Source organism: Streptomyces sp. NPDC088147 (assembly GCF_044741565.1).
Classification (GTDB): Bacteria; Actinomycetota; Actinomycetes; order Streptomycetales; family Streptomycetaceae; genus Streptomyces.
Genome location: NZ_JBIUSY010000011.1, coordinates 117506 through 143194, shown reverse-complemented (window position 1 = coordinate 143194; position 25689 = coordinate 117506). Strand labels below are relative to the sequence as shown.

Sequence of the window (25689 nt, the reverse complement as noted above, 5' to 3'; positions counted from 1 at the left end):
AGGATCAAGGCGATGTCAGGCAACACGGACCCGCTGACGCCGCGGGCCAAGCTGGCCGTGACGGCGGGCAAGGCCGCGGCGGCGGTGTCGCGCGCCGCGGGCCGCGGCAGCGGATCGGTGATCGGCGGGAAGGTCGCGCTCAGACTCGACCCCGATCTGCTGGGACGGCTGGCGCAGCATCTCGACGTCATCCTCGTGTCGGCGACCAACGGCAAGACCACCACGACGCGGCTGATCGCCGAGGCGCTGCGGGCCGCGGGGCCCGTGGTCTCCAACGCTCTCGGCGCCAATATGCCCGCCGGCATCACCTCGGCCCTCGCGGGCGGTTCGGACGCCAAGTACGGCGTGATCGAGGTCGACGAGAAGTACCTCGCCGGGGTGGCACGGGACACGACGCCCAAGGCGATCGCCCTGCTCAACCTCTCCCGCGACCAGCTCGACCGCGCCGCGGAGACCCGGATGCTCGCCGAGAAGTGGCGCGAGGGCCTGGCCGGGACGAAGGCCGTCGTCATCGCCAACGCCGACGACCCGCTGATCGTCTGGGCCGCCTCCTCCTCGCCCAATGTGGTCTGGGTCGCGGCCGGACAGGAGTGGAAGGACGACGCCTGGTCCTGCCCCGCCTGCGGCGGTGTGATGCAGCGCCCCGGCGACGACTGGTTCTGCGGCGACTGCGGATTCCGCAGGCCGCCCCCCAGCTGGGCGCTGCACGGCGACCATGTCCTCGACCCGCACGGCTCCGCCTGGCCGATCCACCTCCAGCTGCCCGGCCGCGCGAACAAGGCGAACGCCGCCACCTCCGCCGCCGTCGCGGCGACCTTCGGGGTGCCGCCGCAGGTGGCGCTGGAGCGCATGTACCAGGTGCAGGCCGTGGCCGGCCGGTACGACGTGGTGTCGTTCCTCGGCCGCGATCTGCGGCTGCTGCTCGCGAAGAACCCCGCGGGCTGGCTGGAGACCTTCTCCCTCATCGATCCGCCGCCGACCCCGGTCATCCTCGCCGTCAACGCCCGTGGCGCGGACGGCACGGACACCTCCTGGCTGTGGGACGTCGACTACACCCGGCTGGCCGGCCATCCGATCTTCGTCATCGGGGACCGGAAGCTGGACCTCGCGGTACGCCTCGAAGTCGCCGGTCTCGACTTCCGGGTCTGCGAGACCCCGGACGAGGCCGTGCAGATGGCACCGCCCGGACGGATCGAGGCGATCGCCAACTACACCTCGTTCCAGGACCTGCGCCGCCGTGTCGGCAACTGACCCGACTCCGGCAGACCTGACCCCTCGGAACCCTGAAGGACGAGCGAGAATGAGCGACAACAGCCTGCGTCTGGTGTGGATCTACCCCGACCTGCTGAGCACCTACGGGGACCAGGGCAACGCCCTGGTGGTGGAGCGCCGGGCCCGCCAGCGCCGTCTGAACGTCACCCGCGTCGACGTACGGAGCGACCAGCCGGTGCCGACCTCGGGCGACATCTATCTGATCGGCGGCGGTGAGGACCGGCCGCAGCGGCTGGCCGCGGAGCGGCTGCGCCGCGACGGCGGGCTCAGCCGGGCCGTCTCGAACGGCGCGATCGTGTTCTCGGTCTGCGCCGGCTACCAGATCCTCGGGCACGAGTTCGTCAACGATCTGGGCGAGCGCGAGGCCGGTCTCGGGCTGCTCGACGTGGTCTCCACCCGTGGCGAGGGGGCGCGCTGCGTCGGTGACGTGCTGGCCGACATCGACCCGCAGCTGAACCTGCCTCAGCTCACGGGGTTCGAGAACCACCAGGGCGTCACGCACCTGGGCCCGTCGGCCCGGCCGTTCGCGCGGGTACGGCTCGGGCGCGGCAACGGCACGGGCGACGGCACGGAGGGCGCGTACAACGGGACCGTCTTCGGTACGTACATGCACGGTCCCGTGATGGCCCGCAATCCGCAGATCGCGGACCTGCTGCTGAAGCTGGCCCTCGATGTGAACGCGCTGCCGCCGACCGACGACCGCTGGTACGAGGCACTGCGCGCCGAGCGGGTCGCCGCGGCGATCCAGCCCGCCTGACGCCGTTCGAAGCCTGAGGGACCCCCGCCCCCGGCCGGGCCGCCGGCGGGGCTGTCGGCGTGGTCGTGGGCTCGGTTGTGGGCATGATTGTCGGCGGGGCCTGTCCAGCAGGCGGACGCCGGGTTTCGGTCCCGCCACCGCCCGCCGGTAGGGTGGCCGCGACCTGGCTGGACGATGGGGTCCGGCCGTCGGCCCACGAAGCGAAGGTATTGCGGGCAATGCGAATTGGTGTGCTCACCTCAGGCGGCGACTGCCCCGGGCTCAACGCCGTGATCAGGTCCGTCGTGCACCGCGCCGTCGTCGACCACGGCGACGAGGTGATCGGCTTCCATGACGGCTGGAAGGGCCTCCTGGAAGGCGACTACCGCAAGCTCGACCTGGACGCGGTCGCGGGCATCCTCGCCCGCGGCGGCACGATCCTGGGCTCGTCCCGGGTGCAGCCCGCGCATCTGCGGGACGGGGTGGAGCGCGCCCGGGGTCACGTGGCCGACCTGGGTATCGACGCGATCATCCCGATCGGCGGTGAGGGCACCCTCAAGGCCGCCCATCTGCTCTCCGAGGCCGGACTGCCGATCGTCGGCGTACCGAAGACCATCGACAACGACATCGCCTCGACCGATGTGACCTTCGGCTTCGACACGGCCGTCGGGGTCGCCACCGAGGCGCTCGACCGGCTGAAGACCACCGCCGAGTCCCATCAGCGCGTGCTCATCGTCGAGGTCATGGGACGGCACACCGGCTGGATCGCCCTGCACTCCGGGATGGCCGCGGGCGCCCACGCCATCGTCGTACCCGAGCGGCCCTTCGACATAGGCGAGTTGACCGAGCTGGTCGGCAAGCGCTTCTCGGCGGGCAAGCGGTTCGCGATCGTGGTGGTCGCGGAGGGCGCGAAGCCGCGCGAGGGCTCGATGGAGTTCGACGTGGGCGGCAAGGACATCTACGGTCACGAGCGCTTCGCGGGCGTGGCCAGGCAGCTCTCGATCGAGCTGGAGGAGCGCCTCGGCAAGGAGGCCAGGCCGGTGATACTCGGCCATGTCCAGCGCGGTGGCACCCCCACGGCGTACGACCGGGTCCTGGCCACCCGCTTCGGCTGGCACGCCGTCGAGGCCGCGCACCGCGGCGAGTTCGGGATGATGACGGCGCTGCGCGGCACGGACATCGTGATGGTGCCGCTGGGCGAGGCCGTCGAGACGCTCAAGACGGTGCCCGCGGAGCGGTACGCCGAGGCGGAGTGCGTGCTCTGATCCACGGCGAACCCCCGATGAACCCGGAGACCCCGGAGAACCCGGAGAACCCGGAGAACCCGGAGAACCCGGAGAACCCGGAGAACCCGGAGAACCCGGATGAACGCCGGTGAACCACGGTGATCCGCGATGAACCGCCCCCGGTCGCAGCGGCGACCGGGGGCGGTTCTAGTCTGGTGCGGACAATCGACGCGATTCCGGGAGCAGACGGATGGACCACAGCGGGCACGGCATGACCATGGATCTGCCGCCGTTCACGCTGGGACGGGCACTGGAGTTCTCCCCGGACCTCTTCTTCCTGATCGGCTGCCTGCTGGGACTGGTCCTGTACGGCGCGGGCGTACTGAGGCTCCGGCGACGCGGCGACAGCTGGCCTGTGGGCCGCACCATCGCGTTCGTCCTGGGTGTGCTGACCGTGGCGCTGGTGATGTGCACCAAGCTGAACGACTACGGCATGGTCATGTTCAGTGTGCATATGGTCCAGCACATGATCATCAGCATGGTCTCGCCGATCCTGCTGCTGCTCGGCGCCCCGGTGACGCTGGCACTGCGCGCGCTGCCGGTCGCCGGGCGCGGCCGCAAGGGTCCGCGCGAGCTGCTGCTGGCTCTGCTGCACAGCCGGTACGTACGGATCGTCACGCACCCCGCCTTCACCATCCCGCTCTTCATCGCGAGCCTGTACGGGCTGTACTTCACGCCCCTCTTCGACTTCCTGATGGAGTCCAAGGCCGGGCACATCGCGATGATGGTCCACTTCCTCGCGGTCGGGCTGGTGTTCTTCTGGCCGATCATGGGCGTCGACCCGGGTCCGCACCGGCCCGGATATGTGATGCGGATGCTGGAGCTCTTCGCCGGGATGCCGTTCCACGCGTTCTTCGGGATCGCCCTGATGATGGCGAGCGAGCCGATGGTCGACGCGTACCGCGATCCCCCGGCCTCGCTCGGGATCGAAGCGCTGACCGATCAGAACGCGGCGGGTGGTATCGCCTGGGCGTTCAGCGAGATCCCGTCGGTGCTGGTCCTGATCGCACTGGTCTTCCAGTGGTACCGCTCGGAGCAGCGGCAGGCGAAGCGCTCGGACCGGGCCGCCGACCGGGACGGTGACAAGGAACTGGCGGCGTACAACGCCTATCTGGCCTCACTCCAGGCCCGGGGGCAGTAGCGCGAACCCCTGGTCCCGGGCGACGATAAGCGTCATGGCCCCGGCCAGGAGGAGGACACACATGTCCGGATCCACCAAGACCATGGGTGTGGTGACCGTCGGCGCGCTGGTCGTCGTGACGGGCTACACCGCGGCGCTCGGCAGCAACGGCTGGCTGTGGTTCGGCTGGGTGGTGCTGGCGCTGATCACCATCGGTATGGCGGCCTCCCGCGGCCACTGACCCATGTCGCGCAACCATCGGGTTGCACCATTGAGGGAGTAGTGCAACCATTGAGTTGCACGTTGGTTCCGAGCAGCGGAAGGTTCCCTCATGTCCACATCCGATGACCGCATCGAACGCGAGATCACCATCGCGGCGCCCGTGGGACGCGTCTGGGCGGTGCTGACAGAACCGGAGCACGTCGGGAAGTGGTTCGGCCAGGGCCCGCCCGCCCCCATCGACCTGCGGCCGGGCGGCGTCATGCACCTGGACCACGGTCAGTACGGCCAGTTCCCGACGACGATCGTGAAGGTCGATCCGCCGCACTACTTCTCGTACCGCTGGGCGAGCGCGTACCCCGGTCAGCCGGCCGAGGAGGGCAACTCGACCCTCGTGGAGTTCACGCTCACCCCGGAGGGCGACGTGACCCGGCTGCGTGTGGTCGAGACCGGCTTCGCCGATATCGTGATCCCGGAGGACAGGAAGGACGTCGCCTCGAAGGAAAGCCACACGGATGGCTGGACGGAGATGGTCGTCACCATCCGGGATTACGTGGAGCGACTCGACGCATGACGGCAGAAGCCGACCAGGACACCGTGGCGGAGGTCCTGACCGCGCTGGCGGATCCGACCCGGCGCCGGATACTCGACGCCCTCGCCGCGCACGGCGAGGCGACCGCCACGGTCCTGGCCGGGGAACTGCCGGTCAGCCGCCAGGCGATCGTCAAACATCTCGCGGTCCTCGACCGGGCCGGTCTGGTCGCCGCTCACCGGGCAGGTCGCGAGGCGCGGTACGCGGTACGCCCCGCCCGGCTCAGCGTCACGGCCCGGTGGATGGACCGGGTCGCCGCGGACTGGGACTCCCGGCTCTCGGCGATCAAGCGCCTCGCCGAGGACGTGTCCGACGACAGAGCCCCGGACCGGTCCTAGAAGCGGGTTCTGGAACCGGTCTGGGGCCCTGTGGGAGGGCTGGCCCTGTGGGAGGGCTCGGCGTCACGTGGACTCGGTGACACGGAGCGCGGGCTTCCGGTTCACGGCGGGGGTCGCGCCGGACTCCTTGGTGTCGTCGGCGGAACCCTTGAGCGAGTTCAGGATGGCCATGCCCTGGCCCACCAGACCCGCCGCCATGTCGTTGACGCCGTCGGTGCCGTTCAGGACGGTGAGGTTCGCACCCGACATGCCCCGGGCCGCCGCGTCGGCCAGCGCCGGCAGGTTCTCCACGACGCGGTTGGCCGCGATGAGTTCCTGGTTGCCGTCCTTCAGGGAAGCCGCGCGGGCGGTGTTCGCGTCGGCCTGCGCCTGGGCGAGCGCGCGCTCGCTGTACGCGTTGCCGTCCGCCTCGAACTTCGCCCGGTCACGCCCCGCTTCCGCGAGCGTCCGCTGCCGGTACGCCTCGGCGTCCGCCGGGCGCCGGACCTCGGCCTCCAGCCGCTGTGCGGCCAGCAGCGCCTGACGCTCCGCCAGCGCCGTCTGCTGCTCGATGGTGTCCTGCGAGGCCCTGGCCTCCGCCAGCGGTCCCGCCTGCGCGGCACGGGCGTTGACCTGCTCCGTCTCGGCGAGGAAGCCGGCCCGCTTGATCGCGGTGTCCCGCTCGTACTCGGCCTTGAGCGCGGCGGCCTGCTGCTCGCGTTCGGAGGCTTCCTGGTCCGCCTTGGCCTGGGCGATACGCGCCTGGCTCGCGACGGCGGCGGCGTGCGGGGCCGCCAGGTTGCTGATGTATCCGGTCGCGTCCTCGATCTCCTGGATCTGGAGGGCGTCCACGACGATGCCGAGCTTCTCCATCTCGCTGTGGCTGCCCTGCTTGACCTCCTGGGCCACCCGGTCGCGCTCCCGGATGATCTGCTCCACGGTCAGTCCGCCGATGATGGAGCGCAGGTGACCGGCGAAGATCCGGCCGACCAGCTCTTCCATGTGTTCCTGCTCCGTCAGGAAGCGCCGGGCCGCGTTGGCGATCGACACGGCGTCGTCGCCGACCTTGAACACGGATACCGCGCGGACCTTGAGCCGGATGCCCTGCTGGGTCACACAGTCCTCGACGATCTCCGCCTCCCGCAGCGCGAGTGACAGCATGCGGGCCTTCTGTTTGATGGGCATGACGAAACTGCCGTGCCCGGTGACGATCCGGAACTGCGTGTCCTGTGCCTGACGTTTGGAACCGGATATGAGCATCGCCTCGTTGGGCGCGGGAACATGCCAGAACAGCATGGGGTACTCCTGTCGAACTGCCTGCTTCTCTGTGTTCAGGAAGGGGTTCAGGACGGAAAGGGCTCCACGATCACCGAACGCGCCGAGATCGAATCGACGACGATCACCCGGAGGTTTCTGCCGATCGGGTGGTCCGCCCAGGCCGCGTAGGCCTCGGATCCGCCCCGTACGGACACCAGCACCTCGCCGGGGCCGTCGGCCGGGATCGGCACGGTGACCCGCCCGATCGCACCGATGGGGCTCTGCGCGGAGTCATCTGCCACGGACATACGTCGTTGCTCCACCCGTCTCCCTCGTGGCGGCGCGCCGGGCCCCGTCGGACGGAGTCGCTCCACGGTCCACGTGGGCCCGCGTCCGTATGGTCACTGGCCGTATGGTCACCGGCCGTATGGTCACCGGCCGTATGGTCACCGCGTCAGTCGCGATCCTCGCGATCACGTTCCTGATCATGGCGATCACGCTCCTGGAGGGCCGCGCCTCCGACCTCGTCCATCATCGAGGACGCCCCCGGCAAAGCGGCCGACGGCGACATACCCTCGATCTCTTCACACTACTCCGGAGGGGGTCACGGGAGCATGGGCGGCGCCGCGAGCGACCACCTCTCGGGGCCCGCGCCACGGGTTCCCGCGCCCCTCGTTTCGGCCCGGCGCAGCCGTGCAGGCCGGTCAGCCGTAGACGACCGACCAGGGCCGGGGTCCGGGCCGGTCCAGCGGGTCCCTGGGGGTCTGCGGGTCCGTGGGGTCTCCCGGGTCCGTGGGGTCCCTGGGGTCTCGCGGATCCCTGGGGTCCCTGGGGTCCCGCGGGTCCCTGGGGCCTCTGGGGTCTCGCGGGTCCCTCAGGGCCCCCAGGTCCCCCGGGGACTCCTCGCCGGGGGATCCGGGCGCCCCGGGCTTCCCGGACCCTCCGTACCCCCCGGACTCCCCGGGCTCCGCGGACTCCCCGGCTGGGCGTACGGCGGGCGGGGAGTCGCGGGCGAGCACGTCCGTCGCCAGCTCCGCGAAGGTCCGGGCCGCGGGATGGGCCGCCCGGGTCGGCCGTACGGCCACGATCCGCTGGGTGAGCGGGCGGCCCGCCAGTGGCCGCCAGATCACACGTGGCTCCTTGCGGGCCACGGGACCCGCGTCGAAGGCGATCCCCTGGCCCGCGGCCACCAGTCCGATCAGGAACTCGGGGGTACGGGCGTGCCGGATCCGGGCCGGGACGAAGCCGCCCAGGCGGCAGCTGTCCAGCGTGCTGTCGTACCGGCCGGGGGCGGTCGCCCGGGGGAAGAGAACGAGATCGTGGCCGGCCAGCTCGCCGAGCGCGACCTCGGGCGCCCCGGCCAGCGGTGAGGTACGCGGCAGCACCACACCCAGCTCCACGGACACCTCGGGCCCCGCGACCAGACCGGTGGTGTCGGCCGGCTGATGGAGCAGCCCCACATCGAGCCGGCCGGAGGCGAGCAGCCGCAGCTGCTCCTCCGTCGTCTCTTCCCGCAGGTCGACCCGGAGGTCCGGCGCCCGCTCCGCGCAGGCCGCGAGCAGCGCGTGCAGCACGGACGCCGGGGTGTCCGGCGGGACGCCCGCCCGCAGCGCGGAGGGACCGCCCTCCCCCGCGCGGCGCACCAGCGCCCGCAGCCGCTCCTCCCGTACGAGCACGTCCCGTGCCTCCTCCAGCAGGACCGTGCCCGCGGCCGTCAGCCGGACCTGGCGTCGTGAGCGGTCGAAGAGTTCGGTGCCGAGCTCCTTCTCCAGCCGGCGGATCGCCTGGCTGAGCGGTGGCTGGGCCATGCCCAGGATGTCCGCGGCCCGGCTGAAGTGCAGTTCTTCGGCGACGACGGCGAAAATACGGAGGTGGCGCAGGAGATCCACGCCATGAGCCTATGCGAGGGGGGCGGCGAGGGTGATACCGGTCGAGGAGCGAGTCGGAGCGGTGTTCGCGGCGGCGGGGGCGGAGGCGCGGTTGCACGCGGTGGCGATCGAACCCGGCCCTTCCGTCCCGAACGGGCCGCCGGGCAGGGCGGGTTCGCCGGACGGGGCGGACGGTAGGGGTTCGCCGGACGGGGCAGACTCGGAGGACGGTAGGGCTTCGGAGGACGGGGCAAGCTCGGAGGGCGGGGCAGGCTCGGCGGGCCGCGCCGAGATCGCGATCGGGGCGGACGAACCGGTCGTGCTGGCGTCCGTGTTCAAAGTGCTGCTCGTGCTGGAGTTCGCGCGGCAGGTGGCCGCGGGCCAACTCGACCCGAGGGAAAGGGTATGGGTGACGGCCGACGACCGGCTCGGCGGATGGGGCACCGCGGGGTGTCTGGACGACATCGAGGTATCGCTGCGCGATCTGGCCCACTTCGCCATGTCGGTGAGCGACAACTCGGCGGCCGATCTGCTGCTGGCACGGGTCGGCACGGACACGGTCCGGCTGCTCGCCGCGGAGTTGGGGCTCCACCGCACCCGGATCCTGGGCGGGCCGCGCCAGTTACTGGAGACGATGCTCGCGGAGGTGGGGGCGCGCGACGAGCGGGAGTTCGCCGCCATCTATCCGTCGCTGACGGCCGAGCGGCTGCGCGGTCTGAGCGTGCTGGATCCGGAGCGTACGAGCGCGAGCACCCCGCGCGAGATCACCCGGCTGCTGGAACTCATCTGGCGCGACGAGGCGGGACCGCCCGAAGCCTGTGCGCAGGTGCGGGAATTGATGGGACGTCAGGTATTTCGCCACCGGCTCGTCTCGGGCTTCCCCGACGAGGTGCGCGTCGCCGCCAAGACGGGCACGCTGCCGGGGCTCCACGCCGAGGCGGGTGTCGTGCACTACCCCGACGGCGGGCGGTACGCGGTCGCCGTCTTCGCGCGTACCGGCGATCCGGTCACCAACCGCACCGCGGTGGATTCGGCCATCGGCGCGGCGGCCCGGATCGCGGTGGAGGCACTGCGCGAGGGACGCGGATGATCTGACGCGAAGGGCGCACGCGAGCCTCGAACAAGCGCGTGACCTGCGGTCATACGTCACCGGATATGGGAGATGCGCCGCTTCGGTCTTGGACGGCGGCGGGTCCGCGCTGATCTCCTGCCGTCATGAACCCCGATCACACACAGCGCACGCCCCGGCCCGGCCGTCGTTCGGTCCTGAGAACCGCCGTGCTCGGTACGGCCGCCGGACTGGCGCTGCCCACGGCCGCGTCGGCTGCGGACCCGACCCGCACCACGGCAGCCCCGTCGGGCACGGCGTCCCGTCCGGCGCCCAGCCGGGCGGATCCGGTGTCCTGGCGCTGGCTCGGCACCTCGGGCTGGCGCATGGATCTCGACGGCCGGACCGTGCTCTTCGACCCGTATGTCACCCGCTTCCCCACCGGCCTGTTCGACGGCACGTTCGACGCGGCCACGGAGCTGGAGACGGACGAGGGGCTCGTCGACCGGCACGCGGGCCATCCCGAGGTCATGCTCGTCAGCCACAGCCACTGGGACCATCTCAACGATGTCCCGTATCTCGCGAAGACGACGGGGGCGCGGGTCGTCGGTACGGAGACGACGTACCACCTGCTGTGCTCGCTGGGCGTCGACCCGGCACAGCTCTCCGTGGTCAGGGGCGGGGAGGTGCTGGACTTCGGCGGATACACCGTCGAGGCCGTGGCGTCCGTCCACAGCCGCAACAAGAACCACTCCTACTTCTCCCCCGGCACCCTCAACGCCCCGCCCGCCACCGCACCGACGACCATCGGCGAGCTGCCGGAGGGCGACACCCTCGCCTTCCAGGTGACGTTCGGGAACGGGCCCTCGGTCTTCCTGATGGGCGGCAGCGACTTCATCGAGCGCGAGGTGACGGGGCTGCGGCCCGACATCGCCATGGTCGCCGTCCCGTCCAGCACGGCGACACACCGGTACGTTCCCCGGCTGATGGGGGCGCTCGGCTCGCCCGGCGTGGTCGTACCGGTCCACTGGGACAACTTCGAAGTGCCCCTGAGCGGACCGCCGCTGCGGGATCCCGGCGCGGATCTGGACGGTCTGGTGGCCGGGGTGCGCGCCGCGAGCCCCGCGTCCCGTGTCGTCGTACCGGACTACCGGACGGTCTACGGGCCGGACATGCGACCCCGGAGGTAGGGCCCGTACAGCGCGAGGAGCCGGGGGCGGGGCCGGATCCGAAACACGCCCTAGGGGCGGCAACCTTTTCCGTGCGGGCGGCGACCAGGGGACGCAGGGACAGACACCCCCCACCCCTCTGGAGGACTCGTGCGGTTCAGAGTCGGCTCGTACCCAGCGCGTTCGGGATCCCCACCACCACGCCCGCCCGCCCGCGGAGTGGTGCCGCTGGGCGTGCTCGCGGTGGCCGGGGCGGTCCTCGCCGGGCTGCTGACGCCCGCGCCGAGCGTGGCACGGCCCGGTGAACGGGCGGTGGCGGCGGCGCGGCTGGAACGGCTCGACCGCGGTCTGGTCAGTGTGCACACGGGAAATGACAACCTGGTCAGCTGGCGCTGGCTGGCGACCGACGCGGACAACGTGTCCTTCAACCTCTACCGGGGCTCGGTCAAGGTCAACACCGCGCCGATCACCACCACGAACTATCTGCACAAGGACGCCCCCGGCTCCGCGGACTACACGGTGCGCGCGCTCGTCAACGGCGTGGAGCAGCCCGCCTCGCCCAGCGCGGTCCAGTTCCGCTCCGGCTATCTCGATGTGCCGGTCTCCGTCCCGGCGGCAGGACCGGACCACACATACGAGGCCAACGACGCGTCGGTGGGTGACCTCGACGGGGACGGCGACCTCGACCTCGTCCTGAAGTGGCAGCCCACCAACGCCAAGGACAACTCCCAGTCCGGGGTCACCGGCAACACGATCCTGGACGGCTACACGCTCCAGGGCCAACGCCTGTGGCGCATCGACCTGGGCCGCAACATCCGCTCCGGCGCGCACTACACGCAGTTCCAGGTCTTCGACTACGACGGTGACGGCCGGGCCGAGGTCGCCATGAAGACCGCCGACGGCACGGTCGACGGTACGGGAAGGGCGATCGGCGACGCCTCCGCCGATCACCGTAATTCCAGCGGGTATGTCCTCGAAGGGCCCGAGTTCCTGACGGTGTTCGACGGGCGGACCGGAGCCGCGCGGAGCACGGTCGACCATGTCCCGCCACGCGGCTCCGTCGCCTCCTGGGGCGACTCGTACGGCAACCGCGTGGACCGTTTCCTGGCCGGGACCGCCTATCTGGACGGAAGCAACCCCTCCCTGATCATGGCGCGGGGGTACTACACCCGTACGGTGATCTCCGCCTGGGACTTCAACGGTGGTCAGCTCACCCGCAGATGGACGTTCGACACCAACAGCTCCACCAACAGCGGCAAGGGCTATGACGGCCAGGGCAACCACGCCCTCACGGTCGGCGATGTGGACGGCGACGGCAGGGACGAGATCGTGTACGGCTCGATGGCCGTGGACGACAACGGCTCCGGCCTGTGGACGACGCGCAACGGCCACGGCGACGCGGCCCATCTCGGCGATCTCGACCCGTCCCGCCCTGGCCTCGAGTACTTCAAGGTGGACGAGGACGCCTCCAAGCCCTCCTCGTACTTCGCCGACGCCAGGACCGGCCAGGTGTTGTGGCAGACCCCGTCCGGCGGCGACAACGGCCGCGGTGTGGCCGGGGACATCTGGGCGGGCAGCGACGGCTCGGAGATGTGGTCGGCGGCCGACGGTTCGATCCGTGACAGGGCCGGTACCGCCCGGGGCCGCAAACCGTCGTCGGCCAACTTCCTGGCGTGGTGGGACGGCGATCCGGTGCGCGAACTGCTCGACGGCACCCGTATCGACAAGTACGGCCCGTCGTCGGACAGCCGGCTGCTGACCGCGGCAGGGGTGCACTCCAACAACGGCACCAAGGCGACCCCGTCCCTCTCCGGCGACATTCTCGGCGACTGGCGCGAGGAGGTCATCTGGCCCACCACGAACAACACGGCGCTGCGTATCTACTCCACACCGCACGCCACGGACCGGAAGATCACCACGCTGCTGCACGACCGCATGTACCGGACGGCCCTGGCCTGGCAGAACACCGCCTACAACCAGCCGCCGCACCCCAGTTTCCCCATCGGCGACAAGATGCCCACGCCGCCCCGGCCGGTCATCACCGCCCCGCGAACCACCACGCCGTGAAGCACCGCCCCGTGAATCACCACTCCGTGAATCTGCACTCCGCGAATCACCACTCCGTGAATGGGCGGTCCACACCGTTCACCCGACAGAAGGAGCACCCCCTCATGACACGACGGCACAGCACCCGCCCGGCCGCAGGGAAACGGCGGGTGATCGCCGGCGGCCTCGGCGCCGCCGGCCTTCTCCTCGCCACACTCACCTCCGGACTCACACTGCCCACCGCGGCGGCGGCCACCTGGCCGTCGCCCAACGGCAGCGAGGCCGTCGGCGCCACGAAGCCCGTCAGCGGTTCCGTGGACGGCGGTATGAAGCGCTACTACGGCACCGGTGACCTGGGCAGCGGCGGCCAGAACGAGGGCCAGGACCCGATCTTCCGGCTCGCCGACGGCGCGACCCTGAAGAACGTCATCATCGGTGCCCCCGCCGCCGACGGCATCCACTGCGCCGGGAGCTGCACACTCCAGAACGTCTGGTGGGAGGACGTCGGCGAGGACGCGGCCACCTTCCGCGGCACCGGCGAGACGTACACGGTCACCGGCGGCGGCGCCCGCAAGGCGGCGGACAAGATCTTCCAGTTCAACGGCGGCGGCACACTGAACATCTCCAACTTCGCCGGCCAGGACTTCAAGACCTTCGTCCGCTCCTGCGGCAACTGCTCGAGTCAGTACAAGCGCACGGTCAATGTGACCAACACCGAGATCACCGCCCCCGGCGGTGTCATCGGCGGCATCAACACCAACTACGGCGACTCACTGACCCTGCGTGGTATCACCATCGTCGGGGACAGCAGCAGGAAGATCGTGCCGTGCCAGAAGTACATCGGGAACAACACCGGCGCCGAGCCGACGAAGAACGGCTCCGACGCGGACGGCACGTACTGCAAGTACAGCGCCTCCGATCTGACCTACAGGTGAGGGGCCGCCGGTGAGCACTGACACGTGAGCCGAGCGCGCGCCGCGCCCGCCTCCGCCGGTCATCGGCGGTGGACGCGCGGCGCGCGCGCCTCTTCGGGCCTCGCCTCGCCTCTCCGGGCCTCGCCTCGCCTCTCCGGGACGCCGGACGGGGTCCGGGTGGCGGCCCGTGGACGTCTTTGACGAGTACGCGTACGGCGCGCTGCCCCCGTGACCGTGTACACACTGTCATCATCGCCCGTAAGGCCGGTATCGCCCGGTATTGGCGGAACGGAGGGACGCGCCGGATGAATACGATCACCAACTGGCTCGGCGGTCTCTCCGGTCCCGTGATCTACACCGTGGTCGGCGCGCTCGTGTTCTGCGAGGACGCTCTCTTCTTCGGCTTCGTGCTTCCCGGCGAGACCGCCGCCGTACTGGGCGGGCTGCTGGCCGCCCAGGGCGAGGTGTCGGTGTGGTGGCTGACGGTGGTCGTGGTGCTCGCCGCGATCCTCGGCGACAGCACCGGCTACGCGGTGAGCCGCCACTTCGGCGACCGGATCCTGTCGGCCAGGAGTCTGCGCAGACGCCAGGACCACGTCGAACGGGCGCGCGAGATGATCCGGGTACGGGGCGCCTCGGCGGTGTTCCTGGCCCGCTTCATCGCGTTCCTCCGCGCGCTGATGCCGGCGCTGGCGGGGCTCTCGGACATGCCGTACCGGAAATTCCTGCTGTTCAACGCGCTGGGCGGGCTGTGCTGGGGCGTGAGCAGTACGGCGGTCGGCTATTTCGCCGGGGCCGCGTTCACCAGGATCGAGTCACAGGTGGGACAGATCGCCGGGGCCGTGATCGCCGGGGTGGTCGTCCTCGCGCTGGCCGTGTGGGCATACCGACGCCACCGCCGGACACGCCCACCACACCACTGACGGAGGATGGCCGCCCCGAGCCGCCGCCGTGCCCCCCCCCGTCCCCCTGGTCTCCCCGTCCCCGTCAACGGCTCTGGAGCGCCTTGACGTTGCTCCCGAACGTCCACAATACCGCTGCCACCTGCGAAAACAACACTTTGGAGCTACCGAGCCAGCACAGAATCAGCACGGTCAGCACATAGATGTCGACGGTAGTCCTGATCGACTTGTGCCCCAGCCAGCGAGACACTTCGTGGAGGGAAATTCCGTTCGCCAACGCCGTTGAGGCGAAGAAGTGGCGAAGGCCGTGCGGCGTGCACTTCGGCTTACCGTTAGCGTCCACCAGCCCGGCGGCTTTGCATGCCTTCATGAAGTGGTGGCCGTAGGACGAGGCCGTGGGCATGGCGACCTTGGTGCGATTGCGCTGAGCGAAAAAAGCATTGAGCGCGCTCGATCGTCCTACACGTATGGCCCCCGAACCCCACACCGTCCCCGACTCCGCCTGCCTGGCCACACCATGTGCCTGCCCCACCCGGCCGACGTGGACCGCGACGCCTGTTTAACCGGACTGACCCCCGGCACCCACGTCGACCACAGCAGCACCGCCTTCACTCAGCCACTTCTCGACGGCCTTCTCGACGCCCTTCGCGATCCCACCACCGGCCAACCCTGCTTCGGATACGTCGGGTTCGGGTCGGCGACCTTCAAGGGTTCGGCGGAGTTTGAGTCGGCGATCTCAGAGACCCCGACTGTCCCCGTCCCTCGGGGTCGTTCGGGCAGATGGAGAACAGCGCTCGACCACATTGCGTCGGCGGTGGGTAGTGCGGTTCGCGGCACAGGTTCTCACCGCAGCACGGGCGTCCGCCGGCTTCCCTCGTCCGTTCCAACCGGTGGCGTCAGGTACCCGCCAGAGTCCCAGAGTCAGCGAGAGCCAGGAGGAGGTGAGTACCTCGACCGCGTGAGGCATCGAGGCCGGAAGGTACAACAACCCGCCCCGGACACAGGTCAGTGCCCACTCGGCGGAGGTGACGCGCATATGCCTGTCGATCACCTGAAGCGGCAGCGGGCGCGGTCGAGACCATCGACGTCTTCTGGAACATGCATCACTACATGTCACACTGCGAGCTGCACGGTCCGTCGGTCAACCAGGATCTGTTCTCTGATCAGCCCGACCCTCGATAACCCGACTATACACTCTGTGTATAGTCGGGTCATGGTTTCTGAGTACTGGTTGCCGGTCAAGACGGCCGCGGCGATCTTTCCACTGCTCGCTCTGCTTCTCTTCGTGCCCGTGACGGTGGCCCTCTACCGTCGGCATGGCGGCCTCACGCGAGGCCGTGTGCTGTCGTTGTGCGGCTTCCTGTACTACATGCTGACCGCCGCGTGCCTGACTTTGCTGCCGCTGCCGAAGCCCACCGCAGACATGTGCGCCAGATATGTGCTCGTCGCCAAACCCGAGTGGCGGGTCGGGCACACCTTCGGGGACATCTGGAAGGAGGCCGACCGCAAGATCGGCTTCGGCCCGCTGGTCCTGGACAATCCAGCGGTGGCAGGTGTGGTGTTCAATCTTCTGCTCCTGCTCCCCCTCGGGATCTTCGTCCGGTACCACCTCCGACGCGGCATGGTCGTGGCACTGCTCGCGGGCTTCGGGGTGGCCCTGTTCTTCGAAGTGACGCAGGGAACCGGCCTCTGGGGGGCTTATCCGTGCCCCTACCGCCTCTTCGACGTGGATGACCTGGTGACCAATTCGGCCGGCGCCGCGATTGGCTGGATGGCCGCCGGCCCCCTGGCTCGCGCACTGCCCACGCTGGGGGCGAAAGGCCCTCGCGTACGGGCGCATGAGCCTGTTCCGTTCGGCCGTCGCCTGACCGCCCTGGTGGTGGACATCGCGGGCTGCGCGATCGTGGCGTGGGGTGTGTCGATAGTCGCCAGGTATGGCGTTGGCGCCCACCCGTCGCCCTTGCTGATACCGCTGCTGGTGTGCGTGTGCTGGTTCGCCGTGTTGCCGTTCCTGGCCTGGGTGACCCCGGGGATGCTCCTGCTCCGCCTTCGCTTCACCGGCATCGACGGTGGGAGGGTGGCCCGGCGGTGTGTTGCCCTGCGGCAGCTGCTGCTCACCGTGATCGCCTTCCCGTCTCTCCTGGTCATGCTGTTGCCGGTCACCGCGCTGTCGGGGTGGCTGACGATCGCGTTCCTGAGCGATCCGGTCGTTGAGGTCCTGTGGGTCACCGGTGTGTCCGACAGCCCCTGGCTGTCCCTGGATGCCTTCGGCCTCCGTGGCGCGCCCCTGTCGATGGCGCTCATCGCTCTCTTTCCCGTTGGTTATGGCGTCCTTGTCCTGTGTCATCAGGAGCAGTTCGGAGCGCATGAACTGCTGTCCGGCGTCCGGATGCAGGCATTGCCGCCCACCTGGGGTGACGGCCGCGATACGGCGCCGCGGCCCGGCGAGAGGGAAGGTCTGCCGCGGTTCTCCGGGCGGACCTGATCGGGGAGCGAGGTCTGACGGGGGCGTCACACACCCATCTATACACTCAATGTATACATCGAGGTTATAGTCGACAGCATGCGGACTGGTCGCCTCCGCATCCATTGCAAAGGAAGGGATTCATGGGGCCGAGCACGCCCTGCAGGGGCCGCGTCACGGCATATGGGGCCGACGCCCACCCGCTCGAAGTGGCCGCCGACCGTCTTTTCAGCCTTGTCAAGGAAGTGAACGAATGACCACCACCCTGCTCTCCGGGTCTGGCTTGCGCAAGGCGTACGGCCCGACCCCGGCACTCGACGGCGCGAGCATCGCGGTCGGGGCTGGCGAAATCGTCGCTGTGATGGGCCCGTCCGGGTCCGGCAAGTCGACGCTGCTGCACTGTCTCGCCGGCGTTGTGCGGCCGGACTCCGGAGTCATTCAGTATGACGGGCGCAATATGCTCGATATGCACGATGGTGAAGTCAGTGCTCTGCGGCGCGGTGAATTCGGCTTCGTCTTCCAGTTCGGTCAGTTGGTGCCCGAGCTGACGTGTGTGGAGAACGTGGCGCTGCCTTTGCGGCTCTCCGGCGTCCGTCGGGGGAAGGCCGAGGGCCGAGCCCTGGAGTGGATGGCCCGGCTTGAGGTCGACGACCTCGCGGCCAAGCGCCCCGGTGAGGTGTCCGGGGGCCAGGGCCAGCGAGTAGCCGTGGCCCGTTCGCTGGTCACGGAACCTCGTGTGATCTTCGCGGACGAGCCGACCGGCGCCCTCGACTCGTACAACGGCGAGCGCGTGATGAATCTGTTCATCACCGCCGCCCAGGAGACCGGCGCGGCCGTCGTTCTCGTGACACACGAGGCACGGGTGGCGGCGTACTCTCATCGCGAAGTAGTCGTCCGGGACGGCAAGTCTGCGGGTGCCGCGACGGTGGAGCGCCCGTGAACAGGACGCGGAGTCTTCTGCTGGGTGTGCGTTTCGCGGTGGCTTCCGGCCGTGAAGGCTGGATCCGAACCCTTCTCACCACGGTCGGTGTCGGGCTGGGAGCGGCGCTGCTACTTCTCACCGCGGCCATCCCGAACGCGCTTGACGCGCGGTCGGCGCGGTCCGACGCACGCAGCGACTATGTGGTGGGGGAGGTGATTCCCCGTGCGGCGAACACACTGCTGGTGGGCAAGGTCCAGGACGCGGGTGGCGGCGGAGAGGTGCGCGGCCGGCTCGTGTACGCCGAGGGGCCCGAGGCGCCGGTACCTCCCGGCCTCGTCGGGATACCCGAGCCCGGAGACATGGTCGTCTCGCCGGCGCTCAAGGAACTGCTGTCCTCTACCGAAGGGGCATCGCTGAAGGAGCGACTGCCCTACCGCGTCACCGGAACCATCAGGGACGAGGGACTGCTGGGACCGAGCGAACTCGCCTACTACGCGGGCAATGACACGCTGAGGCCGGGAGAGGGGGACGTCGTCCGGGTCGGCTCGTACAACACGGTCGGTGCTTCCGCGGGGATCGACCCGTTTCTCATGCTCCTCGTCGTCGTCATGCTCGTGGTGCTGCTGACGCCGGTTGGGGTGTTCACCATCGCGGCCCTGAGGTTCGGCGGCGAACGCCGGGACCGCCGGCTCGCCGCGCTGCGGCTGGTCGGTGTGGACCGGAAGGGGGTGCGATGGGTCGCCGCCGGTGAAGCACTTGTCGGGTCCGTACTGGGGCTGGTGGCGGGTACCGGGTTCTTCTTGCTGGCGCGCGGCTGGATCGCTGACGTCTCGGTCGCGGGACTGGACGTCTTCCCGGCCGACGCGGACCCGAGTCCGGCGTTGGTGGCGCTGATCGCGGTGCTGGTACCGGTCTGCGCCCTTGGTGTGACGCTCCTCGCGATGCGCGGTGTAATCATCGAACCCCTGGGAGTGGTCCGGTCGGCGCAGGCTCGGAGACGACGCCTGTGGTGGCGGCTGCTGCCGACGGCGGCTGGTCTGGCCCTGCTCACCCCGCTCGTCGGCGGGAGCAGGGACGGAGCGTTCTTCAACACGCCCCAGGTGATCACGGGGACAGTGCTCCTGCTGTTCGGAATGATCGTGCTGCTGCCCTGGGTCATCGAAGCGGTCGTGAAGCGGCTCGATGGAGGCAGTGTCAGCTGGCAGCTCGCCGTGCGGCGGCTCCAGCTCAGCTCGGGAACTGCGGCCCGGCTGGTCAGCGGCATCGCGGTCGCCGTGGCCGGTGGCATCGCCTTGCAGATGTTGTTCACGAGCCTGGAGAGCGACTACGTCAAATACACCTACGCGACAGACGACATGCGTGTCGTCATGGACGGTGTGCCCCCGAAGAAGCGTGCCGAACTCGTTTCCGGCGTCCGCGGCGCGGACGGTGTGAAATCCACGAGCGTGTTGTTCACCCAGAACCTCGGCTCCGCGTCGCCGGCGAAGGGCGAGGACTATCTGTCCCGCTTGAACGTCGGTGACTGCGCGTCGCTGAGCAGGCTGGCAGACCTTCCGTCGTGCACGGACGGCGATGTCTTTCTCGTCAACAACGGAAGCGAGAGCGCGCAGGACAAGGCACTGGTGAGGCCTGGGGCCCGACTGCTGGTCGCCCCCTCCGAGCAGCGGGGCGGTGCCGACCGCGGCGTACCGTGGGTCGTGCCCGACCGGCTCAGGATCGTATCGGCTGTGGCCGGGCAGTCGAGCACGGAAGGTGTGCTCGCGACGCGCGGTGCGGTGCCGCGACTGGACGAGGTGCCGGCCAACGTCCTGATAAAGGTGGATCTGCGCAGCAACTCGGTGGACGAAGCCGACTCGGTACGCGAGGCCGCGAGCGCGGTGCACCCGCTGGCAGCGGTCATAGCCGAGCAGGCCACGGTCACCGATCGGAAGTTCGCCAACGTGGTGAAGGGCATCGGCATCGGCACGGTCGCCCTCCTGCTCCTGATCGGGCTGAGTCTGCTGCTGTCGACACTGGAACAGCTACGCGAACGCAAGAAGCTGCTGGCGGCACTGGTCGCGTTCGGGACCCGGCGCTCCACCCTGGGGTGGTCAGTCCTGTGGCAGTCGGCCCTGCCGGTCGCACTGGGAATGCTCCTGGCCAGTGCGACCGGGGTGTTGCTCGGATCCGTGCTCCAGCTGATGGTCAGCCAGTCCCCTGCGGTGGACTGGGCAGCTGTGGTGACACTGACGGGCGCGGGCGGCGCGGTGGTCGTGCTGACGACACTGCTCAGCCTGCCCGCGCTGTGGCGGCTCATGCGGCCGGACGGTCTGCGCCACGAATAACACTGAGCTCTTCCCAACCTGGTGGTGCTGGCAGCGTGTTGGACGGCTCTGCGGAACGACGAAGCTCCTGGTAGATGGGTTCTCGACCAAGATCCACCGTCCGCCAGGAGCTTCGTGTGCTTGTCTACCCGTCGTCGATCGACCTGTCCAGTCGCACCCTGCGGTACCTGACCGGACGACTCGTTGCCCGGCGAGGGGAGATCGGGACCCGGTGGCGGCGTCTGGCCGCCGGTCGTCGAACGAAACGGCGGGCGCCGCCCCTCGCAGGGGCGGCAGTGGGTCACCCCGCCGCCGGGCCGGGGTCGGCGGCCGCGGCCTTCGCGGTGTAGTCGGCGGCGAGGCCGACGAACATCGCGTGCAGCGCACGGGACGCGGCGGGGACCGAGCCGGCGAGAGGACGCTGGATCACCAACAGCACGGCGGTGTCCTCGACTTCGAGAGGACGGAAGGTGATCATCCCCGCGCGCTCCAGCGGATCTCCGCGCACGCTGAAGTCGGGCAGCACGGTGGTGCCGAGACCCTCGGCGACCATCAGCTTCCCCATCTCGGCGCCGTCCGTCGAGTACGAGAAGCTGGGACTGCGCCCGTGCAGGAGCCGGTGGACGTAGCGGTGCATGAGGTAGCCCGACCGCATCACGACGAGCGGCTGGCTGAGCAGATCGTCCACCGAGACCCTCTCCTTCGCGGCCAGCGGACTGTCGGAGCGCACGCAGGCCACCGGCCGGCCGCGCAGCAGCTCCGTGGTGTGGAATCCGGGCGGGGTGTCGTCGCCCTGAAGGTAGTTGACGAGGCCGAGATCGAGACCGCCCTCCAGCAGCGCGCTGTGCAGCGCGGTCTGCTGGGAACTGACCACCTCGACCTGCGTCTCCGGATGCGCGGCCCGGAACGCCCGGATGGTGGGCACGAGCAGCGGCACAGTGGCGGCGTGGACCGTGCCGAGCCGGATCATCCGGCTGGTGTGGTGCTGCTCGTCGGCCGCTCTGCGCAGCCCCTCGACCGCGTCGAGCACACCGGTGATGTGCGGCAGCAGTTCACGGCCCGCGGCGCTGATCTTGGCCCCCGACCGCCTGCGGTCCAGGATGTCCACGCCCAGCTCACGCTCCAGATTGCGGACGGTCTCGCTCAGCGCGGGCTGGGACAGATGCAGGGCCTCGGCCGCCCGGCGAAGAGAGCCGAGACGGGTCACGGCCTCGATGTATTCGAGCTGTTCTATCCGCATGGCCTCATGTTCTCCGATCGGCGTTGAAGGGAATCCCTATCACCACTTTGCGGATCCCGAATGTACGCGGGCGACGCCGGTCGCTAATCTCGTGAGCACATGCTTCGGTGAAACAGGTTCGAGAGGTGGTGACGAGCGATGCGGGATCTGTGGGAGCTGACCCGCCGCCGTCACGTGGACCTGGTGCGCGTCTCCAGCGCCCTGTGTCGTCAGGCGCGATAGGACCGGGCCCGCAGCACACCGCGTGTCATCCGGACGCGGCGCGAGCCCGGTGTTCACAGCACACCGGCAACGGCTTCCCCGGTCTTCCTGTCGCTTACCGCGTGTCCGGCGGGTCACTCCGCCGGGCACGCGGATGCTCGCCGCTGCCCGCGCTCACCACCGCACCCGCAGATTTCACGAGGTGATTCCGCATGGCCACCGTCCTCTCCGTCTCCGGCAGTCCGTCCGCCGGCTCCCGCACGGCCCGCCTGCTCAGGCACCTGGACACCGGGCTCGCCGCCAGGGGCCATCACGTCGTACCCCTCGACGTCCGCACCCTTCCCCCCGAAGCGCTGCTCGGCGCGGACTTCGCCCACCCGGCGATCGTCCACGCGACGGAACTGTTCGAGGAGGCCGACGCGGTGATGATCGGCACCCCCGTCTACAAGGCGGCCTACTCCGGGGTCCTGAAGTCCCTGCTCGACCTGTTGCCGCAGTACGCGCTGGCCGGCAAGACCGTACTGCCGCTGGCCACCGGTGGCAGTACCGCGCACGTTCTCGCCATCGACTACGCGCTGCGGCCGGTACTGTCCGCCATGGGAGCGCGGCACATCGTCCAGGGCTGGTTCGTCCTCGACCGGCACATCACGGCCCTCGAAGGCGGTGGGATCTCCCTCGACGCCGAGGCCGAGAGGGGGCTCCACCAGGTGGTGGACCAGTTCGCGTGGGCACTACGGCCGGGCAGCGCCCACCAGATGCCGGCCGCCGCCTGAACCGCCCGCCTCACCGGCCGTTTCCCCCGACCATCCGCCGCACACCGCACGGAGGACCACCGTGACCGCACCCGTACCGCCCGCCGGCGCAGCGCCGGCGAACGCCCATGTGATCGCCGACGACACCGAAGCGCGCACGGTGGCCGCGGCGTTGGCCGACGAGTTCCGGGCCGGTGCGGCGCGGCGGGACGCGGGGCGCGTCCTGCCGCGCGAGGAGCTGGCACGCCTGTCCGCCAGTGGTCTGCTCGGGATCACCGTGCCCCGCTCGCACGGCGGCGCCGATGTGTCGGCGGGGACGCTCGCCGAGGTCTTCCGGCTGCTGGCGACCGGCGACGCCAGCCTGGCCCAGATACCGCAGAACCACTTCGTCTATGTCAATGTGCTGCGCAGACAAGGCAGCGCGGAGCAGCGGAAGTTCTTCTTCGCCGAGGTACTCGCGGGGCGCAGCTTCGGCAACGCGCAGTCGGAGGCCGGCACCAAGCACGTCCAGGACATCAGGACCAGACTGGCACCCAGGGGCGACGGCTCCTATCTGCTGAGCGGTGAGAAGCACTACTCGACGGGAGCACTGTTCGCGGACTGGATCCCGGTCCTCGCACGGGCCGAGGAGGACGCGCTGCATGTCGCGTATGTGGCCCGTGACGCACCCGGCGTCACTGTCGTCGACGACTGGAACGGCATGGGCCAGCGCACCACGGCGAGCGGCACGGTGCGCCTCGCCGACGTCAGTGTCGCCGCTGACCGGGTCGTACCCCACCATCTCACCTTCCAGGGCCCCCAACTGCACGGTGCGGTGGCCCAGTTGCTGCATGCCGCCATCGATGTGGGCATCGCCTCCGGCGCCCTCGCCGAGGCCGCCGAATTCGTCCGTACGAAGAGCCGGCCCTGGTTCGAGAGCGGCTGCGAGACCGCCGCCGAGGATCCGCTGCTGATCCAGCGCTTCGGTGAACTGGCCTTGCAGGTACGGGCTTCGGAAGCGCTGCTGGTCGCCGCGGCGTCCGCCGTGGACGCGGCGTCCGCCGACCTGACGGACGAGACGGCCGCCGAGGCGTCGATCGCGGTGGCGGCGGTCAAAGTGCACGCGGCCTCGACGGCCGTCGACACGAGCAGCGCGCTGTTCGAGGTGTCGGGGACCCGCTCGGCGCTGGACAGCCTCAACCTGCACCGCCACTGGCGCGACGCCCGTACCCATACGCTGCACGACCCGGCCCGGTGGAAGATCCAGCACATCGGCCGTTACGTGCTCAACGGCACCCGGCCGCCCCGCCACGGTCTGATCTGAGCGGGACGCCGTCCCGCCGCCCGCGCCCCGCCCCACGCCTCCCGCCGGAGGTGTCCTGTCGGAAGAGTCCGGAGAACGCGATGAGCCTCACCTTCCATTGGTTCCTGCCCACGTACGGAGACAGCCGCCACATCGTCGGCGGCGGTCACGGACTGCCGGCGGGCGCGGCGGGCGGACAGCGCCCCGCCGACCTCGGATACCTGAGCCAGATCGGCCGGGCGGCCGAACAGCTGGGCTTCGTGGGAGCGTTGACTCCGACAGGGGCCTGGTGCGAGGACGCGTGGCTGACCACGGCGATGCTCGCTCGGGAGACCGAACGGCTGAAGTTCCTGGTCGCCTTCCGCCCCGGCTTCGTCGCCCCGACGCTCGCCGCCCAGATGGCCGCCACCTTCCAGCGCCATGCGCCGGGACGGCTGTTGCTCAATGTCGTCACGGGCGGCGAGAGCCACGAACAGCGCGCTTACGGCGACTTTCTCGACAAGGAGAGCCGGTACGCGCGCACCGGTGAATTCCTGCACATCGTCAGGGAGCTGTGGCGCGGCGAGACCGTGTCCTTCGCCGGCGAACACCTCCAGGTGGAGAACGCGCGGCTGGCCCGCGTCCCGGATCCCGTGCCGCCCGTCTACTTCGGCGGCTCCTCACCGGCGGCGGGCGAGGTCGCGGCCCGTCACAGCGATGTGTATCTGACCTGGGGAGAGCCCCCGGCACAGGTCGCGGAGAAGGTCGCCTGGATCCGCTCCCTGGCGGCCGAGCAGGGCCGTACCGTACGGTTCGGCATCCGCCTCCATGTGATCACGCGCGACACGGCGGAGCAGGCGTGGGCGGAAGCCCGCCGACTGCTCGACGGCTTCTCCGACGAGGCGGTGAAGGCCGTTCAGACCGGCCTGGCCCGCAGCGAGTCGGAGGGCCAGCGGCGCATGCTGGCCCTGCACGGAGGCGACAGGGACGGCCTGGAGGTGTCGCCCAATCTCTGGGCGGGCGTCGGTCTGGTCCGCGGCGGCGCGGGCACGGCGCTGGTGGGCAGCCACGCCGAGGTCGCGGAACGCATCACCGAATACCACCGCCTCGGCATCGACGAGTTCATCATGTCGGGCCACCCGCACGTCGAGGAGGTGTACTGGTTCGGCGAGGGCGTCCTGCCGCTGCTCGCCGGGGCCGGCCTGTGGACCCACCCGAGCGCCCCCGCGACCGCCGCGCAGCACGGCACCGGGGTGCCGTTCGCCGCCGGTGTGAAGCCCTGACACGAGCGGCCTGACACGAGCGGCCTGGTCCGGCGCCGCCTGTTCGGCGCCGCCGGACCAAGGCCGCCGGACCAGCGCCGCCGGACCGGCTTCGCCGGGTTGGGCCGAGCCGGTCCCGGACGACGGGGAGACGATGGATGCGGTACGCCCTGAGGGATGTGGCCGGCCGCCCGGACCGGAGTCCACCGGGGCATCGGGAACCACCTGCGCCACGCGCGTGACGCCCCCGCGATGTAACGGCCGCATTGCACCTCTACGAAGGTGTCATCGCAGTACCGGTCAGGGGCACCCCGTGCCTTGACCCGTATGTGACCTGTGCATACCTTCGACGGCATGGGCATCCGCCAGCGGTTCCGGAAGCGACGGGCCATCGATCTGATGCGCGTCGCCACCGCGATGTGTAGCTGACTCTCCACCACGCCGCACCGCGCCGCGCGTGCGTGCCGATTTCCCTTTCGCGCCTCCGGCGTCACCCCCGCTCTGCCGGCTCGTTCCCTCGTTCTGTGAAGGCCCGAAT

25 protein-coding genes and 1 pseudogene are annotated in these 25689 nt (G+C 70.0%); 21 read left to right on the top strand and 5 right to left on the bottom strand.

What is annotated here, in order from left to right:
- Positions 1-12: 12 nt before the first annotated feature.
- The 8 genes from ACIOGX_RS33570 (at position 13) to ACIOGX_RS33535 (ending at position 5563) form a co-directional block, all read left to right on the top strand.
- The gene (locus ACIOGX_RS33570; protein ID WP_129769271.1) at positions 13-1251 is read left to right on the top strand and encodes a MurT ligase domain-containing protein; all 1239 of its coding nucleotides are present in this window, start codon (positions 13-15) and stop codon (positions 1249-1251) included.
- Between the two features lie 49 nt (positions 1252-1300).
- Entirely contained in the window at positions 1301-2029 is a 729-nt protein-coding gene (locus tag ACIOGX_RS33565) for a type 1 glutamine amidotransferase (protein ID WP_129769270.1), read from the top strand.
- A 218-nt stretch (positions 2030-2247) separates the two neighbouring features.
- Entirely contained in the window at positions 2248-3273 is a 1026-nt protein-coding gene (locus tag ACIOGX_RS33560) for a 6-phosphofructokinase (protein ID WP_356517038.1), read from the top strand.
- On the top strand, positions 3261-3386 hold the full coding sequence (locus tag ACIOGX_RS33555; protein ID WP_401918430.1) for a hypothetical protein: 126 nt from the start codon (positions 3261-3263) through the stop codon (positions 3384-3386). Before ACIOGX_RS33560 ends, ACIOGX_RS33555 begins: the two co-directional genes overlap by 13 nt.
- Positions 3387-3484: 98 nt before the next feature.
- Entirely contained in the window at positions 3485-4435 is a 951-nt protein-coding gene (locus ACIOGX_RS33550; RefSeq protein ID WP_384769935.1) for a cytochrome c oxidase assembly protein, read from the top strand.
- A gap of 61 nt (positions 4436-4496) precedes the next feature.
- Positions 4497-4655: a hypothetical protein gene (locus ACIOGX_RS33545; RefSeq protein ID WP_030349777.1), complete on the top strand. Its 159-nt coding sequence runs from the start codon at positions 4497-4499 to the stop codon at positions 4653-4655.
- Positions 4656-4745: 90 nt separating this feature from the next.
- Positions 4746-5207, top strand: coding sequence for an SRPBCC family protein (locus tag ACIOGX_RS33540; protein WP_401918427.1), 462 nt, complete (start codon positions 4746-4748; stop codon positions 5205-5207).
- Positions 5204-5563 carry a helix-turn-helix transcriptional regulator gene (locus ACIOGX_RS33535; RefSeq protein ID WP_193563982.1) on the top strand — a complete coding sequence of 120 codons (360 nt, stop codon included), beginning with the start codon at positions 5204-5206 and terminating at the stop codon, positions 5561-5563. The genes ACIOGX_RS33540 and ACIOGX_RS33535 overlap by 4 nt, the downstream gene beginning before the upstream one ends.
- 63 nt (positions 5564-5626) lie before the next feature.
- Here ACIOGX_RS33535 and ACIOGX_RS33530 read toward each other — a convergent pair whose 3' ends face one another.
- The 3 genes and pseudogenes from ACIOGX_RS33530 to ACIOGX_RS33520 form a co-directional block, all read right to left on the bottom strand.
- The gene (locus ACIOGX_RS33530) at positions 5627-6838 is read right to left on the bottom strand and encodes an SPFH domain-containing protein (RefSeq protein WP_383971916.1); all 1212 of its coding nucleotides are present in this window, start codon (positions 6836-6838) and stop codon (positions 5627-5629) included.
- Positions 6839-6885: 47 nt separating this feature from the next.
- Complete coding sequence (locus ACIOGX_RS33525; protein ID WP_356517028.1) at positions 6886-7107, bottom strand: hypothetical protein; 222 nt, start codon at positions 7105-7107, stop codon at positions 6886-6888.
- A 651-nt stretch (positions 7108-7758) separates the two neighbouring features.
- A pseudogene (locus ACIOGX_RS33520) lies at positions 7759-8679 on the bottom strand (LysR family transcriptional regulator); the annotation flags it as partial.
- 43 nt (positions 8680-8722) lie between these two features.
- Between ACIOGX_RS33520 and ACIOGX_RS33515 the strand changes: the two are divergent.
- From ACIOGX_RS33515 to ACIOGX_RS33495, 5 genes are all read left to right on the top strand, one after another.
- On the top strand, positions 8723-9757 hold the full coding sequence (locus tag ACIOGX_RS33515) for a serine hydrolase (RefSeq protein ID WP_401918623.1): 1035 nt from the start codon (positions 8723-8725) through the stop codon (positions 9755-9757).
- Positions 9758-9882: 125 nt separating this feature from the next.
- On the top strand, positions 9883-10905 hold the full coding sequence (locus ACIOGX_RS33510) for an MBL fold metallo-hydrolase (protein WP_401918424.1): 1023 nt from the start codon (positions 9883-9885) through the stop codon (positions 10903-10905).
- Positions 10906-11112: 207 nt separating this feature from the next.
- Positions 11113-12951, top strand: coding sequence for a rhamnogalacturonan lyase (locus ACIOGX_RS33505; RefSeq protein ID WP_401918621.1), 1839 nt, complete (start codon positions 11113-11115; stop codon positions 12949-12951).
- A 104-nt stretch (positions 12952-13055) separates the two neighbouring features.
- Positions 13056-13865, top strand: coding sequence for a pectate lyase (locus ACIOGX_RS33500; RefSeq protein WP_401918422.1), 810 nt, complete (start codon positions 13056-13058; stop codon positions 13863-13865).
- A 284-nt stretch (positions 13866-14149) separates the two neighbouring features.
- On the top strand, positions 14150-14767 hold the full coding sequence (locus ACIOGX_RS33495) for a DedA family protein (RefSeq protein ID WP_401918420.1): 618 nt from the start codon (positions 14150-14152) through the stop codon (positions 14765-14767).
- 64 nt (positions 14768-14831) lie between these two features.
- Here ACIOGX_RS33495 and ACIOGX_RS33490 read toward each other — a convergent pair whose 3' ends face one another.
- Positions 14832-15149: a tyrosine-type recombinase/integrase gene (locus ACIOGX_RS33490; RefSeq protein ID WP_401762269.1), complete on the bottom strand. Its 318-nt coding sequence runs from the start codon at positions 15147-15149 to the stop codon at positions 14832-14834.
- Between the two features lie 810 nt (positions 15150-15959).
- Between ACIOGX_RS33490 and ACIOGX_RS33485 the strand changes: the two genes are divergently transcribed.
- The 3 genes from ACIOGX_RS33485 to ACIOGX_RS33475 all read left to right on the top strand — a co-directional run bounded on the left by ACIOGX_RS33485 (position 15960) and on the right by ACIOGX_RS33475 (position 20456).
- Positions 15960-17231, top strand: coding sequence for a VanZ family protein (locus tag ACIOGX_RS33485; protein WP_401918418.1), 1272 nt, complete (start codon positions 15960-15962; stop codon positions 17229-17231).
- A 232-nt stretch (positions 17232-17463) separates the two neighbouring features.
- Positions 17464-18150 (top strand): ABC transporter ATP-binding protein, encoded by a 687-nt coding sequence (locus tag ACIOGX_RS33480; RefSeq protein WP_401762275.1) that lies wholly within the window; start codon positions 17464-17466, stop codon positions 18148-18150.
- Entirely contained in the window at positions 18147-20456 is a 2310-nt protein-coding gene (locus ACIOGX_RS33475) for an FtsX-like permease family protein (RefSeq protein ID WP_401918416.1), read from the top strand. Before ACIOGX_RS33480 ends, ACIOGX_RS33475 begins: the two co-directional genes overlap by 4 nt.
- 280 nt (positions 20457-20736) lie before the next feature.
- Here the strand turns inward: ACIOGX_RS33475 and ACIOGX_RS33470 are convergent, their stop codons facing one another.
- Complete coding sequence (locus ACIOGX_RS33470; protein ID WP_401918414.1) at positions 20737-21675, bottom strand: LysR family transcriptional regulator; 939 nt, start codon at positions 21673-21675, stop codon at positions 20737-20739.
- Between the two features lie 138 nt (positions 21676-21813).
- On the opposite strand from ACIOGX_RS33470, the gene ACIOGX_RS33465 reads away from it, so the two are divergent.
- The 5 genes from ACIOGX_RS33465 (at position 21814) to ACIOGX_RS33445 (ending at position 25580) form a co-directional block, all read left to right on the top strand.
- Entirely contained in the window at positions 21814-21897 is an 84-nt protein-coding gene (locus ACIOGX_RS33465; RefSeq protein WP_356517131.1) for a putative leader peptide, read from the top strand.
- Positions 21898-22088: 191 nt separating this feature from the next.
- Positions 22089-22649, top strand: coding sequence for an NADPH-dependent FMN reductase (gene ssuE, locus ACIOGX_RS33460; RefSeq protein ID WP_401918412.1), 561 nt, complete (start codon positions 22089-22091; stop codon positions 22647-22649).
- A gap of 61 nt (positions 22650-22710) precedes the next feature.
- Positions 22711-23931 carry an SfnB family sulfur acquisition oxidoreductase gene (locus ACIOGX_RS33455; protein WP_401918410.1) on the top strand — a complete coding sequence of 407 codons (1221 nt, stop codon included), beginning with the start codon at positions 22711-22713 and terminating at the stop codon, positions 23929-23931.
- 80 nt (positions 23932-24011) lie between these two features.
- Positions 24012-25172, top strand: coding sequence for an LLM class flavin-dependent oxidoreductase (locus ACIOGX_RS33450; protein WP_401918408.1), 1161 nt, complete (start codon positions 24012-24014; stop codon positions 25170-25172).
- A gap of 333 nt (positions 25173-25505) precedes the next feature.
- Positions 25506-25580: a putative leader peptide gene (locus tag ACIOGX_RS33445; protein ID WP_356517129.1), complete on the top strand. Its 75-nt coding sequence runs from the start codon at positions 25506-25508 to the stop codon at positions 25578-25580.
- Positions 25581-25689: the final 109 nt, after the last annotated feature.